This window comes from Sporomusa malonica, assembly GCF_900176355.1.
GTDB classification, from domain to species: Bacteria; Bacillota; Negativicutes; order Sporomusales; family Sporomusaceae; genus Sporomusa; species Sporomusa malonica.
In genome coordinates, this window is sequence record NZ_FWXI01000032.1 from 21,572 (window position 1) to 37,112 (window position 15,541).

13 protein-coding genes and 1 riboswitch are annotated in these 15,541 nt (G+C 42.8%); of the genes, 9 read left to right on the forward strand and 4 right to left on the reverse strand.

Going from position 1 to position 15,541, the window contains the following annotated elements; all coding sequences use genetic code 11:
- Positions 1-26 precede the first annotated feature (26 nt).
- The 3 genes from B9A22_RS23025 to B9A22_RS23035 all read left to right on the forward strand — a co-directional run bounded on the left by B9A22_RS23025 (position 27) and on the right by B9A22_RS23035 (position 4,136).
- Positions 27-824, forward strand: coding sequence for a methyltetrahydrofolate cobalamin methyltransferase (locus B9A22_RS23025; RefSeq protein WP_084578290.1), 798 nt, complete (start codon positions 27-29; stop codon positions 822-824).
- Between the two features lie 107 nt (positions 825-931).
- Entirely contained in the window at positions 932-3,367 is a 2,436-nt protein-coding gene (locus B9A22_RS23030; protein ID WP_217806027.1) for a CehA/McbA family metallohydrolase, read from the forward strand.
- 142 nt (positions 3,368-3,509) lie between these two features.
- Positions 3,510-4,136 (forward strand): HAD family hydrolase, encoded by a 627-nt coding sequence (locus B9A22_RS23035; protein ID WP_084578291.1) that lies wholly within the window; start codon positions 3,510-3,512, stop codon positions 4,134-4,136.
- 101 nt (positions 4,137-4,237) lie between these two features.
- Here the strand turns inward: B9A22_RS23035 and B9A22_RS23040 are convergent, their stop codons facing one another.
- A complete protein-coding gene (locus B9A22_RS23040) occupies positions 4,238-4,795 on the reverse strand; it encodes a UbiX family flavin prenyltransferase (protein WP_084578292.1) in 558 nt (185 codons plus the stop codon).
- An 86-nt stretch (positions 4,796-4,881) separates the two neighbouring features.
- On the opposite strand from B9A22_RS23040, the gene B9A22_RS23045 reads away from it, so the two are divergent.
- From B9A22_RS23045 to B9A22_RS23060, 4 genes are all read left to right on the forward strand, one after another.
- Entirely contained in the window at positions 4,882-5,559 is a 678-nt protein-coding gene (locus tag B9A22_RS23045) for a DUF1638 domain-containing protein (RefSeq protein ID WP_084578293.1), read from the forward strand.
- A 32-nt stretch (positions 5,560-5,591) separates the two neighbouring features.
- A complete protein-coding gene (locus B9A22_RS23050; RefSeq protein WP_084578294.1) occupies positions 5,592-6,857 on the forward strand; it encodes a PocR ligand-binding domain-containing protein in 1,266 nt (421 codons plus the stop codon).
- Positions 6,858-6,873: 16 nt separating this feature from the next.
- Complete coding sequence (locus tag B9A22_RS23055) at positions 6,874-7,530, forward strand: corrinoid protein (RefSeq protein ID WP_084578295.1); 657 nt, start codon at positions 6,874-6,876, stop codon at positions 7,528-7,530.
- Positions 7,531-7,672: 142 nt separating this feature from the next.
- A riboswitch (cyclic di-GMP riboswitch) is annotated at positions 7,673-7,756 on the forward strand.
- Between the two features lie 40 nt (positions 7,757-7,796).
- On the forward strand, positions 7,797-8,174 hold the full coding sequence (locus B9A22_RS23060; RefSeq protein WP_084578296.1) for a hypothetical protein: 378 nt from the start codon (positions 7,797-7,799) through the stop codon (positions 8,172-8,174).
- Between the two features lie 137 nt (positions 8,175-8,311).
- On the opposite strand, the gene B9A22_RS23065 is transcribed toward B9A22_RS23060, so the two are convergent.
- Together B9A22_RS23065 and B9A22_RS23070 are read right to left on the reverse strand one after the other, a co-directional pair.
- A complete protein-coding gene (locus B9A22_RS23065; protein ID WP_084578297.1) occupies positions 8,312-8,596 on the reverse strand; it encodes a hypothetical protein in 285 nt (94 codons plus the stop codon).
- A gap of 201 nt (positions 8,597-8,797) precedes the next feature.
- Entirely contained in the window at positions 8,798-10,666 is a 1,869-nt protein-coding gene (locus B9A22_RS23070; protein ID WP_084578298.1) for a sigma 54-interacting transcriptional regulator, read from the reverse strand.
- A gap of 283 nt (positions 10,667-10,949) precedes the next feature.
- Between B9A22_RS23070 and B9A22_RS23075 the strand changes: the two genes are divergently transcribed.
- Positions 10,950-13,883, forward strand: coding sequence for an insulinase family protein (locus B9A22_RS23075; protein ID WP_084578299.1), 2,934 nt, complete (start codon positions 10,950-10,952; stop codon positions 13,881-13,883).
- Between the two features lie 89 nt (positions 13,884-13,972).
- On the opposite strand, the gene B9A22_RS23080 is transcribed toward B9A22_RS23075, so the two are convergent.
- The gene (locus B9A22_RS23080; protein ID WP_217806031.1) at positions 13,973-14,263 is read right to left on the reverse strand and encodes a hypothetical protein; all 291 of its coding nucleotides are present in this window, start codon (positions 14,261-14,263) and stop codon (positions 13,973-13,975) included.
- A 294-nt stretch (positions 14,264-14,557) separates the two neighbouring features.
- Here B9A22_RS23080 and B9A22_RS23085 point away from each other — a divergent pair.
- Positions 14,558-15,541, forward strand: a 984-nt coding sequence (locus B9A22_RS23085) for a hypothetical protein (protein ID WP_217806032.1), incomplete at its 3' end; no start/stop codon positions are given.

Sequence of the window (15,541 nt, forward strand, 5' to 3'; positions counted from 1 at the left end):
TTGCGAATAAAAAGGAGGCCCACTAAATGATAGTTGTAGGTGAACTGATAAATGCCAGCCGCAAGGCAATAGCAGCTGCAATTGAAGCGCAAGACGCTGAATATATTCAGAAAGTCGCTAAAGATGAGCATGAAGCCGGTGCAAATTATATCGATGTCAATGCAGGCATCTTTGTTGGCCAGGAGGCAGAATATCTAACATGGCTGGTTAAAACGGTGCAGGAAGTTGTTGATGCTCCTTGCTGCATTGATAGTCCTGACCCCAAGTGTATTGAACAGGCACTTACTATTCACAAAGGCACAGCTATGGTAAACTCCATCTCGCTCGAAAAGGAACGGTATGATGCGCTGCTGCCAATTGTAGCAGGAACTGATTTAAAAGTGGTAGCCCTTTGCATGAGTGATGATGGAATGCCTGAGACCATGGATGCGAGAATGAAAATTGCAGACAAACTCATCAACTCATTAGTTAAAAACAATGTGCCTATTGGTAATATCTATGTCGATCCTCTTGTTCAGCCGATCGGCACCAATAGTACTTTCGGAATTGAGTTTTTAAATACCATTGAGGCTATTACCACCACTTATAAGGGTATTCATACCATGTGTGGTTTGTCCAATATTTCATTTGGCTTACCGAATCGGAAGTTTATGAATCAGATGTTTGCCGTTATGGCTATTGCCAAAGGGCTGGACGGATTGATTATCAATCCGTTGGATAAGGCGATGATGGGCAGTCTGATTACTGCTGAAACGCTGCGTGGCAGGGATGATTTCTGTGTGAAATACCTAAAAGCTCACCGTAAAGGCGCTTTCGAGTTTTAGAATAAAAAGGTATCCCCTTCTTGACGAGAGAGGGGGATACCTTAGATTGCAATTTTTTCCAACTAAATTAACGTGAAAGTTATATCTAAACTTTGGGGGGGATAACTGTGAATTTGAAAACAAAAATGTCTGCATTATTAAGTGTTTGCGCATTGTGTTTAATATTATTAGCTACACCTGCTATGGCGGAGGTTGGAGTGGTTAATGGTCCTACACCTATTGATCAAGGTATGGCTATTCATAAAGATGACTTCACCATCTACAATGATAAAATTGCGGCTTCATTTGCGGTAGGAACAAATAACTACTGGAATATGACAAATGGAAGTATCCTTGACGTTGCCGTGATGAAAGATGGAAAATTTGGAGTTGATTTAGTTAACGACATTGAGTTCTTAAATGACCTTTGGACAGCTACCGGTGCATTTAATAATGAAATTTTATTAAAAGTACCTGCTCAAGATATTACATACAAAAAAGATGATAACAAAGTTATTGTTACGGCCAAAACAAGATATTGGACAGCAGGGCATAAACTGCCTTTAAATGTCACCATTGAGTATATATTAGAAGATGGTAAGAATTATATTGGTTTAAAAACAACAGTTGAAAATCCTGACGGAAACCATCCTTATGAAAACGTATATAGTGGATATTCAATCAGTACACTAGCTGCCAGCATGTTTGGACCTTATGGATACTATCCGGACAAAAAAACAACAGGTATTAGAATTGGTGCTGATAAAGAAGTAAATGAGAAATTCGGAAATTTTGTTGTAACTTATGGAAAAGATTACGCCGTTTCTGTTCAATTGGTTGGTGCAGATTCATATAAAGGTTCCAGTGGATATAAAGATGTTTATACTAACCGTACAATTGAGCCAGGAAAAACGTATGTTTATACAGGAGAAATTCTGGTTTTAGATAAGGGTGAAACAACACCAATTATTGAACGTTTCTTAGAAAAAGAAACAATAATCCAATCTGCTACTGTAAAAGGTACAGTTACAGATAGTGTGGGGAATTATGTAAAAAACGCCTATGTAATTGTTAACAAAAAAGGTACATATAAAGAAACTAAAAAATCACATGGAGCAGATGCCATTAAAAAAGACATTATGCAACCTTTTGTTTGGGAAATCACTGATGAAAAAGGTAACTTTGAGTTTAAATTACCTAAAGATGAATATCAAATTTATGCTGAGGCTAAAGGCTGTACGCCTTCAGAAGTACAAGCTGTAAATTTAACAGCAGATTCAAATGTAAACTTTGCAGTTAAAGAAGGAGCTAAAGCGGTTATTACAGCTTTAAATGAGAAGAGCGAACCGATTGACTTTAAAATTCAAGTGTCAGGGGTTAAATCATCAGTTAAATCTCTTGGTGGTACTGTATTCTTCTCAAATCCCAAAACACACAAAGCTGAATTTGATGTAGCTGCTCCTGAAACACCAGTAACTTTTACAGCAACATTTGGGAGTGGATATGAATCTCATCCTGTTGAGTTTACGACAACAATTAAACCAGGTGAAACATTTACACATAAGTTTATAATCCCTACCTTAATAGATACTGCTTCTAAAAAATGGTATTGTGCCGATAATCACCAGCACTCAGATAAGGGTGATGGTGCAACCCCTATTGGAGAGTTATATAAAGCCCAAGTTGCAGCAAAGTTAGATTTTAATGTTGTATCTGACCATGATTTAGTTAGCAATAATGCCCAAATGGCCGCTTTGGTAAAAGCAGGAAACAGACCGTTTATTTCCAGCCTGGAAGTTTCTCCAGGATGGGGACATTGGGGCATTTTAGGTATGGACTATACAAAAGAGCCCATTTCACCAAACGGTACACCAGCCGAAATTATCAAGGCAGGACATGATATGGGGGCATTAGTCGTTGTTAATCATCCTTATTCAGACTATGGTTTCTTTAGAAATAGAGACGGAGTTAAAGGCGGATTTGACAAGGGTAGTGAAGATTTTGATTTGATTGAGTTACAGTCAACAATTAACTTAAAAGATGCAAAAAATATGGATAAATTAGCATTGGATGATGCAATGGGTTATTGGAATAAAGGTATCAAAAAATATTTAAGTGCAGGTTCAGACCAGCATGATGTAACATCAGGATTATATCCTGGCATAATTAGAATGTATGCGCACATGGATGGTAATGTTACAACTAAAAAGTATCTTAAAGCACTAAAAGAAGGTCATGCTTATGTAACAATGGGACCTATCTTTACACCTGCACCCAATACAATGTTTGGTTCAACCCAGAAGGTAAAAGCAGGTAGCCAGTATACCTTAAATACAGAAATTCAAGCTGTTAATGGCTTAACTCGTATTGATGTTTACTGTGAAGGTAAGGTTATTGAATCAAAAGAGTTTAATGATACAAAAGATGTTGTTAAGTACATGTTAAATGTAAAACCAACAAAGAGCACATGGTATAGTTTTGTTGCCGTTGACAGAAAAGGACTTTATGCAGTTACAAACCCTATTTGGGTAAATGTTACTGGTGCACCTAGAACAACTATGTAATAAAGTGTCAATCACATTAGAGATATTTAATAATGTATAGATATAGTATATGATGAAAAAGGAAAGATAACAGATATGGTTAAAGCCAAATCTGTTATCTTTTTTGCAAAATCTACAACTATTAGGAGGTCTGGAAGCTTATATGAAGCCAGTCAATCTTATTATGTTTGATTATGATGGTGTTATTGTGGACTCGCTACAGGTTTTTTGCATGAACTATATAGCGGCTTGTCAGGAAAATGGCCTGAGTGAGATAGAAACTGAAAAAGATGTATTGGCGCTATTTGAGCACAATGTATATGCAACTTTGCTGCAACGTGGGGTAATGGCGCAGACGATAGATAAAATACTAAAAGACTATGAACGCAGACAAAGTGAGTATCTCCTCGAATTAAAATTATTTGATTCAATGGGTGACGCATTAAATGAGATCTCAAAGAATAATAAAATCTTTATTATTACCTCTAACGTTTCCATCGCCACTGAAAGTGTGATGCAGCGGCATGGTATTAATTGTTTTGAAGAAGTAATTGGTGCGGAAAAAGAAAAGAGTAAGATCCGCAAAATTGAAATGGTGATGGCTCGATTTAAAGAGTTGCCGGCATTTTATGTGGGCGATACCAAGGGGGATATGATCGAGGGTAAAGCGGCAGGCACAAAAACCGTGGGCGTTGCCTGGGGATGGCATGGTATAGAAAAGCTTAAAGAAGGAGGGGCGGATTTCATAGTCCAGTCGCCGCAAGAATTGGTTAGTCTTTTCTTAAAATAAGAAAAGACTTGGCTTGTGCCAAGTCCCTCAGGACGCCGCAGAAGCCTTAGTCGTTCTTATGTCAACAGAATTGCATTATAAATTCTGGTAGACTAAGGAAATCACTCTGACTTTTCTCCCCAGCGTTTGACCATGTTATGTTCGATATCCAGAAGGTCTAATATTCGACCAGTATGATGGTTTACAATATCATCAATACTGGTCGGCTTGTGGTAGAAACTTGGCATATAGGGCATAATGGTGGCCCCTTTATAGGCCATTTCCAGCAGGATTTTTAAATGATCTGGGAGAAAAACAGGCTCACTTGCAACCAATATCAATTTTTTCTTTATTTTCAATATATTATTGGCAGCTTTTTGCAGGAGATTCAGGTGTGAATCATGAACAATTGGAGCAATAGAATCTACGCTGCAAGGAATGATGATCATCGAATCGGCATCCCATTCACTGTACGGTAATATTTCAGCATCATCAAAACAAAAGTGATGTGCCAAACTTTTATAATGAGCTAAGGAGCAATTCGTTTCCCGTATAAGGGTTGCTTCGGCTTCACGACTCATAATCAGGCAGGTTTGCGTGTTAAGCTTATGAAAGGTCTCCAAAAGGCGTAACGCATAGATCATTCCGGTAGCATCGGTTATTCCAACAATAGGTTTCATAATGGTCCTCCGCAGCCAATAGTTAATATCTAAGACTTAATTGATTATAACAGATGAGCAGGAAAGTGGAAAAGGTGAGTTTTTTTATGAATGCAAAACTGATTGGCTGTCCTTCTACAAAAAAAGAAATAGAATATCTGGGTTCTTCTCTACGCATCGACTGCGAATTTCTAGATTTTAATCTTCACGCTGATCCGAATAAATTGCGGGATGAACTACAAAAAAAAATCCATGAAAACCAACACTATGATTTAATTATACTTACCTATAGCAGGTGTTCGGATATGATCGTCGGGCTGGCTTCACCAGCTGCTCCGCTGCTTCTGCCTGGCACTCATGACTGTATTTCCCTATTGCTGGGGTCTGATGAACGGCGGTACAAGCTTGCGGATAGTAATCCAGGCTCCTATTATTTTAGTCCAGGCTGGCTTGATTACGGGCGGAACCCTTATGAAGAATATCAGGAATATGTTGGCCGATTTGGTGAAAAAGATGCGAATTATCTAATCCAAACATTGTACGGGCAATACAATGAAGCCGTATTTATTGATACCTGCGACTTTACAAATAAAGATTTATATATAAGCAAAGTTAAAGAAATAGCAAACTTTTTCGGCTGGAGGGTAAGTGAGGTCAAAGGCGACCTGGGGTTGCTCAAGTCTCTTATCAATGGTTTAATTACCCCTGCTGTCATTTATGTTCCCCCTGGCAAAACCGTTACACTAGCGGATATACCTGGACGTTCACCATGCAAACCTGGATAATGGTAAAACAGAACTAAGTGGGGTATGTGCTGATGAATATGGAAGTAGACTTGTTTGATGTTAAATACCTAGAAGAAATCCTAGGGAGTTTTTCGCAAGCAACCGGCCTGCATATTGAGGCAGTGAATGATAAGGGCGAAACCTTCTGTATTCCTAATAAAGCTGACCGATGTGAGTTTTGCCGCTATATTCGCAGTCAGCCAAATGGAGCAGAAAAGTGTCACTCCTCTTACCGGCAGGCAACCTTGGAGGCTGCTAAGTGGGAAGAGCCCTACTTTTTTCGATGTCATGCAGGATTGGTTATTTGGGCTGTGCCAATTAGTGTGCAAAGTGCATCCTTAAAGAGCATTATCTGTGGACAGGTACTCATGTGGAAACCGGATCGCTTTTTTTTTCAAGAGTTGAAAAAGCTTAACGCCGACATACAGGATTTTGAGGAACTAAAGGAAAAGGCGAAATTGCTTGAGGTAATCTCCCCTAGTCGCTCCCAGGCTGCAGCAGATACGTTATTTGTGGTTGTGAACCATCTAGTGAAAAGAGATATTCACATTTTAGAACAGATTGATACTCATCGAATGCAGCAGAAAATCAGGAAGGACTTAGAGGAGCGAAAGAAGCTGCAATCGCACGATCTAAACGATTATAGCGCATACTTGAAAAAAGAAAGAAGCTTCTTGCGGTATATCCGGCTAGGTGACAAAACAAGAGCTGAAAAAAACCTACAGAGCTTATTAACATGCTTGTTTACCAAAACAGCCGGTGATAAAACCATCATCAAAGTACGTATTATCGAGTTGGCTACCTTGGTTTCCCGTGCTGCGGTAGAGGGCGGGGCTGAGGCAGAACGAGTCATGACCATGCTCAAGGATTTTAATAATGAGGCAGACAAGGTTGAACGGGTAGAAGAGTTTTTTTGCAAGATCCAAACACTGGTCTCGGAATTTTTGGGCGATAGTTTGTCCTTAGCAGATAAAAAACACCTTAGCTTGGTTAATGATGCAAAGGGTTTTATTGTGGAAAACCACTCCAAGCCAATAAAGATCGAAGATGTGGCCGAGAGATTGTTTGTCAGTCCTTCGCATATATCACGTCTTTTTCAGCAAGAGGTGCACTGCACTGTCAACGACTATATTACCAGGGTCCGAATTGAGCAGGCCGTTGAGCTAATGAAAAAACCTGAACTTAGTGTAGAGCAGGTTTCGAAGACGATCGGCTTTCAGAACCAAAGCTATTTTGCTAAGGTTTTTCGGAAATATATTGGAGTGACTCCACTGGTTTACCGCAATAGTTTGTTTTAACAGGAGGGGGGGCCTAATGATTTATGAAGAAATTATTAGAGGCATTACCGATGGTGAAGCCGAGGAGGTCGCAGAACTTAGCAAGCAGGCGCTGGCAAAAGGCTACCCAGCCACTATGGTTTTAGAAAAAGGTCTTCTGGCGGGAATGAACAAAGTAGCTGACAAGTTTCGCAATCAACGTGTTATGGTTCCGGAGGTATTAATGTCTGCCCGGGCGATGCATGCAGGACTATCAATATTGGAGCCTTACATAAAATCAAAGAAAAAAACTAATAGAACAGGAAGCATTGTCATCGGTACGGTAGCCGGTGATTTACACGACATCGGCAAAAATCTAGTAAAGATGATGGCAATGACTACTGGGGTAAAGATCATTGATTTAGGAGTGGATGTTTCGTCTAAGAAGTTTATCAATATTGTCCGGAAGGAAAAACCGGACATGTTGATGATGGCCGCCCTATTAACGACTACCATGCCAATGATGAAGCAAGTTGTTGATGAACTGGAAGAAGTGGGTTTGAGGCAGGGGCTGAAGATAGCGGTAGGTGGGGCGCCAATTGGGGAAACCTTCTCCAGGGAGATAGGGGCCGATTATTACTTTGAAAGCGCCTCAGATGTAAAACTCTTTTTGGAAGAGAATCTAGAAAAAATTATTATTAAAAGAAAATCTTAGATAGCCTGCTGTTTGCCAAAAGGGCGAAGTCGCTGCTTGATTTTTCAAAGAATTTTCAAAGAATTAGATTGACCAATAATAAGAAATTTGGTAAAATTTAACCAATGTTAGGGTCTGGATAGTTCGGAAGATGACTAATATTAAATAAATAGGATGTTATGAAGGTGTATCTGTATGTGGACACTTGGATATACTGGAGCAAGTAGTGTAACCGGCCTTTTCTAAGGGTCGGTTTTTCTGTTTTTATGTAGTGAAGGAGGGTTTGTATGGATATGGCTGCTGTAGGTTCTAGTTCAGTTTCTGCTGTCTCTGCCGGTTCCTTTGTGTTTGCTCAGAGTTCCATAGGTTCGAATGCCGTTAATAATCATGTCGCTGCCCGGAGCACTGACTCGCCAGCTTACATAGTTAGTTTAGCCGAACCTTGGAACAGCAGTTCAGACAGTAAGAGTGTCGCCTATCCCCGACCTGCAAATCAACTGCCCTCTTCGCCAGTAAACCTAGTCAATTGGCATGCTATTATGGTTGAGCCATCTTTTCTCTGGAATTTTGTTAACAATCCGCATGCTCTTCTAAAACAAGGGCTGAATGTTGACTCAACCACCGCGAAAAAAATAATTGCAGACGCAATTATCCACTATATTTAACTATTCAGATGGAATGCTTTCTATCTGAATAAAAAAGACGAGATTGCTATGTTCGCCATGGCGAACATAGCAATCTCGTCTTTTTTACGTTTCAGCAGATCAAGTCTATCAGACTGGTTAACATAGCCTGAGAAAGATTAATATATTTGGCTGTATGTGGTGAACATTAATACTAACGACGGTACACCGCTTTTGATATAGTTGATCAGCTTATTTAGTTTGCCAGTGTCCAAACTGTCCGCTATATTGGCTTGATCAAATATCTGGGGATTCAATAACTGCTGGGCTTCTTCAAACCTTGAATCCGCTTTGCGGAGAAATAGACTGTGGAGTTGAGTCAATAAACTAAAGCCAGGAGTTTCTTGAGCTACATGGGAATCCAGATTCGCTGGAGATGTAGGGTCAGGTTTCATTTCTTTCATAACGACACCTCTTTATAATTAGTTTGGGATCGGAACCAAGAGGGTTCACCTTATATATTCTGCATTACTAGCTGCTTTATACCTTGTAATTATTTTTAAATGCAATTTTCATGCCAGCTTCAGAGTGGCAGAATAAAGGCATTTTCCTTAGAAAAAGAAACAGTTGTGTTTCATAATAAAACACAACTGTTTCTTTTTAAATCACTCATCTAATTCTTTTAACTTGCGCCATAAGGTTGAGCGGCCAATGCCTAACAACTTGGCTGCCTGCTGTTTGTTGCCGCCTGTTTTATCCAGGGCTTCGCGGATAGCGACTGCTTCAAAGGTTTTCAGATTATCTGGTGGGACAGCTGTATCTGAGGGAAGGAGGTCTTTAAGACAAGACCAGACCTCATTTCTTGTTATTACCGGTGCGGTGGCCAATACCACAAGCCTTTCGATTATGTTATGAAGCTCACGGATGTTACCTGGCCAGTCGTACTGAGTAAGCAGTGTGATTCCTTCAGACTCAATATATTGGACAGCGGTATGGAATTTTTGATTGAAGTTGGCAATAAACAAACGGACAAATAATGAAATATCAGCCTTGCGTGCTCGGAGGGGCGGGATGCTGATTGTGAGCACAGCTAATCGGTAATATAAGTCGGCCCGGAATTTTTGCTCAGCCATCATTGTCCGAAGATTACGGTTGGTAGCGGCAATGACCCTGATATCAACTGGGATAACCCGGTCATCGCCAACACGATATACTTGATGCTCCTGCAGAACTCGCAGCAGCCTGGTCTGAAGGGAGTCAGACATTTCACCGATTTCGTCCAAGAAAATGGTTCCCTTGTGTGCTTGTTCAAACAGCCCGATTTTACCGCCTTTTTTGGCACCGGTAAAAGCGCCCTCGACATAGCCAAATAATTCGCTTTCCAAAATATTTTCGGGAATGGCAGCGCAATTGACAGCTACAAAAGGTCCGCTTCGGCGGGAGCTGGCCTGATGAATGGCTTGGGCAAAATATTCTTTGCCTGCCCCTGTTTCTCCCAGAATGAGGACAGTGCTGTCATAACCGGCAAAACGCTTGGCTTCTTCAATGACCTGCTGCATTGCTGGTGAGCGGGATTCAATATCAAGAAAAGAAGCCCTGGCCACACGGCCTCGCTGTTCCAATTCCTGACGTGTTTTTTGTTCTAGCTCCCTAAGTTGGTCAATGGGCTGGAAAGTGGCTACGGCACCTGCCACCTCGCCGCTGGCAACAACAGGCTGAAAGCTGACAGCAATGTCAAAATCACGGCCAATGCGCTCAACGACTCCGATCTGACGTTCCCGGGTTATCATACACTCCCACAACCTTTGAATAAAAGAACTCTCGGCCGCTGCCCAGCCGTCTTTGGTAAGGTTAAATAATCGGGCAGCTTCCATATTCATCGCTGTTACTGCGCCAGTGTGATCAATGGCCAAAACCCCGTAATTGATTGAATTAATAATGGTTTCAAGCTGACGCGCGGCCTGCTCTTCTACACGCTCCTTAGAAAGGCGCTGTATGGCCAGGATAATTGCCTGCTCTAATCCTTCCCGGCCTGAGTCTAGGGTTACTCCTGCCAGTCCATACTGCTGCGCTGTTTCGACAACTGCCCTGGTGCCGATGATGGTTGTGGCCCCAAGACTCCTGGCGTTTAAGACCGCCGTGTCGATGTCAGCGCCATCTTCTAAATCAATCCGAATACTTGACGGCAGTTCCAGGATTTGTTCAATACTAGCCAGACCGGCGGCCACCTGCTTATCAGCAGCTAAAGCCAATTGGCCGCCCTGCCTGGCAGCGGCCAGCCGGGCCCGGAGAATGTCATAACCGGTATAGGGTATCTCAATAACTGGAACATTGGGAATCGCGTTACTAATCATATGAAATGTTATACCACGGGTTATGAGTACTTTTGCGCCGGCACTGACAGCTGCTTTGGCTGCTGTTACGCCTTCCTGCAGACGGGCAGGAATAAACGAAATCTGCCGGTTGTATAAAGAGAGTTTTTCTGCTAACTCCGCGATTTCTGGGTCAGGGGCGATTAAAACTATGTCTGACAATCCAGTTCACCTTCTTACTTCAGTGTAAGCGATATATACCATAAAATAATCTTTCGGGAGTATTTGGGAATATCCTGTCAGTATTTTCTAACAATCCATATTTTCATATTGCGTAGTTAAGCGGGAAAACCTATTAATAGGTTCTCCCGCTTTTTCCTCAAACTCGAAATAGCCAAAAAGCAGGAAACCTGTTCCATTTTGCCGAAAAAACAGGATATTAACTTCTTTGCAAGGCATTACATAGGATAAAGAATAATAATTGTAAAAAAAGTGAGGTAAAAGCATGTCCTTTAAGACTGGCCAAACCTACCATGGATTTAAGCTATTAGACGCTAAGCATGTGGCAGAGATTAACTCGGATGCCATGCTGTTTTTGCATAAGCAAAGCGGCGCGCGCTTGTTATACTTAGGCAACGATGATGATAACAAGGTGTTCTCTATTACCTTTCGTACCCCGCCTGAAGATTCAACTGGTGTACCGCATATTGTCGAGCACTCAGTCTTGTGTGGTTCGCGCAAATTCCCGATTAAAGAGCCCTTTGTCGAACTAGTCAAAGGTTCACTCAATACTTTTCTTAATGCAATGACCTTTCCGGATAAGACCATGTATCCAGTTGCCAGCCGCAATGATAAGGATTTCCGTAACCTGATGGATGTGTATCTGGACGCCGTATTTTATCCTAATATGTTGAAAACTCCAGAGATACTCATGCAGGAAGGCTGGCACTATGAATTGCCTGATAGAGAGGCTGAACTGACCTATAAAGGTGTTGTCTATAATGAAATGAAAGGCGTATTCTCCTCGCCTGACGCTATTTTAGAACATCAGATTTACGCCGCTCTATTTCCTGACACTACCTATGGCGTTGAGTCAGGCGGTGACCCTGATTATATCCCTGAACTGACGCAAGAACAGTTTGTTCTCTTTCATAAAAAATACTACCACCCCTCCAATAGCTATATCTTCCTTTACGGTGATCTTGATTTAGACGATAACCTCAAATTCATAAATGAGGCTTATCTTAAAGACTTTGCTGCGGCCAAAATCGATTCGGAAATCCTGCTGCAAAAGCCGTTTAAAGAAACAGTTGTAAAAGTAGTTGATTATCCGGTATCACCGGAGGAATCTACCAAAGATAAAACCTTCATCACCCTCAATATTGCAGCCGGTAAAGCCACCGATCCCGAAAGTTACCTTGGCCTGATGATGCTGGAGCATATTCTGCTGGAGACGCCGGCCGCACCACTCAAAAAAGCACTGTTAGACGCTGGGTTGGGCAAAGAGGTATTTGGCAGCTACAGTAAGAGTATTCTGCAGCCGACAATGACGGTCGGTGTCAGCGGCGCAAATGCCGATCAGGTTGATGCTTTTAAAGACACAATTACCGCTGCCCTGCAAAAATTGGCAACCGATGGCTTAGACAAAAAACTAGTCGAATCGTCGGTAAATATTTTTGAATTCCACCTCAGGGAAGCCAACTATGGCAACCGTCCCAAAGGGCTTGTGTATAACATGAAGTGTCTTGATAGCTGGCTGTATGATCAGGACCCGCTCATCCATCTTGCCTATGAACCGGCGCTGGCTAAAATTAAGCGGCAATACAAGAACGGCTACTTTGAACAACTCATACAATCTTGCCTAATCAACAATAGCCACCAGGCCCTGGTTGCCTTAAAACCGAATAGTGAAATCGGTGCACAAAAGACTGCCGAGCTAAAACAGAAGCTGGCTGATTATAAAGCCAGTCTCAGTGAGGCCGAGTTGGAGACACTGATTAAACAGACAAAGGCATTAAAGGAGCGCCAGGAAGCGTCCGATTCGCCTGAGGCGCTTGAGTCAATTCTGCTTTTAGAATTAAAGGATATTGACCCCAAGGCAGAAGAACTGATAACAGTTGAGCAGAAGGAACACGGAGTGACGGCTCTGTTACATCCTATGTTTACCAACCAGATTGCCTATGTCAATCTTTACTTTAACACCTCCGCAGTTGCAGAGTCTGAGCTCCCCTATTTATTTCTTTTAGCGGATATTTTGGGTAAAGTAGATACGCAGAAATACCCGTATACTGAACTGGCCAAAGAGATTAACATTCATACTGGCGGTTTTGCCTATGACGTGTTTGCGTATTCAGAGAACGGCGATGACCAGACGTTTGCGCCCATGTTTAGGGTTAAAGCCAAAGCGCTTGTCAGCAAGCTGCCAGAGATGTTCGGGCTTTTAGGTGATGTAACCGGCGGCAGCCTGTTTAATGATAATAACAGGCTCAAAGAGCTTATTCGCGAAACCAAAGCTGCATGGGATACGGCGTTATTCCGCCGTGGACAGCAGGTTGTTGCCAGCCGGCTGTTATCCTATGTATCGCCTGTTGCCAAGTATAATGAGGTTGGCCTGCTGACCTACTATAAGTTTATTGCCGCACTGGAAGATAGCCTGGAAACTAAGGTAAACGAAATTGGTCAGACGCTGTCAGCTGTGGCGCAAACCGTATTTAATAAAGATAATCTTCTGATAGGCATCACCTGTACCCAAGAAGACTATGAAAAATTTCGCCAGAGCGTTCCTGTACTTAATGAAAAGCTGGGATCAAGGCAGTTTAAGCCTGTTAAATATAGCTTCAAAGCACAGGCCCTTAACGAAGGCCTCCTGACCTCCGGTAAGGTGCAATATGTTGCCAAAGGTGCCAATTTCCACCGTCTTGGCTACAAGTATCATGGCAGCATGAAGGTGCTTGAGACCATTTTACGCTATGATTATCTCTGGAACCGCATTCGGGTTCAGGGTGGCGCATATGGCGCATTTGCTCAGTTTGACCGAAGCGGCAATGTTGTATTTGGCTCCTATCGGGACCCTAACCTGGCCGAAACCATTAAGGTATATGACGAGACTGTTGAATATCTGAATAACTTTACAAACCAGCAGGTCAGCAAGCGGGAAATGACCAAATACATCATTGGTACCATGAGCACCATGGATTCGCCGCTGACGCCGCAGATGAAAGGCGAGCGTGCCGACGCTGCTTATATACGTAACATTAGCCAGGCTGATTTGCAGCAGGAACGGGATGAAATATTGTCCACAAGGCAGGACGACATCAAAAAACTGGCCAATGTAGTCGATGCTGTGATGACCGCCAACGTGTTGTGCGTTTTGGGCGGCGAGCAAAAAATCAAAGCCAGCAAAGAATTGTTCGGTAAGCTAATTACTGTGATTGAATAAAAGAGAGACTTAAAGATTGCCACGCTATCGCTCGCAATGACGACCCAACTGTGGTCATTGCGAGCACAGCGTGGCAATCATTTTCCCCATTACTCAGTTAGAACTCCCTGCAAGAGTAAGCTATCGTCAGTTTCCCAAGACTCAACAATACACTTAGCGGTACGGTAATCAAAACCCATACCCATTAAATAGCTCATAAGCGCCAGCTCGGTCATGGCATGGCGCGGATTTGTGCCTTCAAGCTCTTTTAGCCCGTGACGAATGGCAGGTTCAACCTGTAACAAAAAATAACCGGCAGTAAGTGATTGCCCGGGAACCAGCTGAAAGACTGGATTTTGCCTGGAACTGCGTCCTGATAGTATGTTTTGGTATCTTGCCATTATGTTGCCTCCTTATGGCTTTTACTATAGTTTATGTTATTATCCAGAAGTGTGTGTTATGTTAAGAATTAAATAATAAAATTCGATATATAAAGTAGACTTAGCTTCAGATGGGGTTTTAACCCCATCTGAAGGTTAGTCGCCCTTATCCAGGGACTTAGCCGCTCTTAACTCCCACTTGTAGAAGTGGGAGTCTTAGAGCGGGTTAGTCATCGGATAAAGAGATGCAGCAGGAAAGAGGCAAAGCAGGCCAAATATAATAGGTAAGATGGTTCCGAAAGGTGGAGCACACACATGAGCGTAATCAACATTAATACTAGCAGTATTCCGCCGATAGCGCCGCTCAAGCCAGAAACGGCAGGGAATCAGGCGGTCAATCCAGAGACTGCTGCTCAGGTTCGCCAGAATGCTGCTGGCCAAATGACGGTGCCTACCCAGGCGGCGTTGTTAGCACTTGAAAGCTTTATTACGAGTGAATTATCCGAGCTTAGTCAAACAATGGCCAGCAGAGCGGCGCTTATTAATAGTTTGCCGCCTGAACTTAAAGAGTTAGTACAAACCATTTTCCGCCAAGCGCAAACAGCGCAAACGGTTTTGCCTGAAGGATTGGCAGCGCTACTAAAATCATCACGGACAGCGGCAGAAAAATTGACCATGCTGGCAGCTGCGCTGGAAACAGCAGCTGCCGAAACACCAACAAGCAATCAGCCGGCTTTGCGGGAACTTGCCAGCACCTGGCAGAATACGATTCCGGCGGACCTTAAAGCCGTTGCTAAAGTATTGCGTGAAATGGCTGCCGCAATACCCACGCCGGATAGAGCTACGGCTGGACGTCAGGACATGACGGCAGTAGTTGTTCAGCCAAGCGGATTAGGGAGTGAGGCTCAGGATACAGTGCCAGTGCCAACTCAACAAAAAGGGTTAACAGGTAAACAGGATGAGCAAGCCACTTCATTAGTCAAATCTAATGTCCCGGACACTGCGGCCGATATGCCATCTGCGGATCAGCCGAAAGGAAATATGCTAGAGCGTCCCCAGGATATGCCGACAACAGCAAATATGCCAGGACGTACTATGACAGATCAGAAGGATCTTGTTAATTTGCTGAAAAATATCCTCAACCGGCCAGAGTTGGTTAATGCCCTGCCGCCAGAAGTTAAGAAAATGATTCAAAGCCTGCTGCGTCAGCCAGAGTTTTCACAACCCGGCCAAAGCGCGCAACCCGGCCAAAGCGCGCAACCCAGCCAAGCCGCGCAACCCAGCCAAGCCGCGCAACCC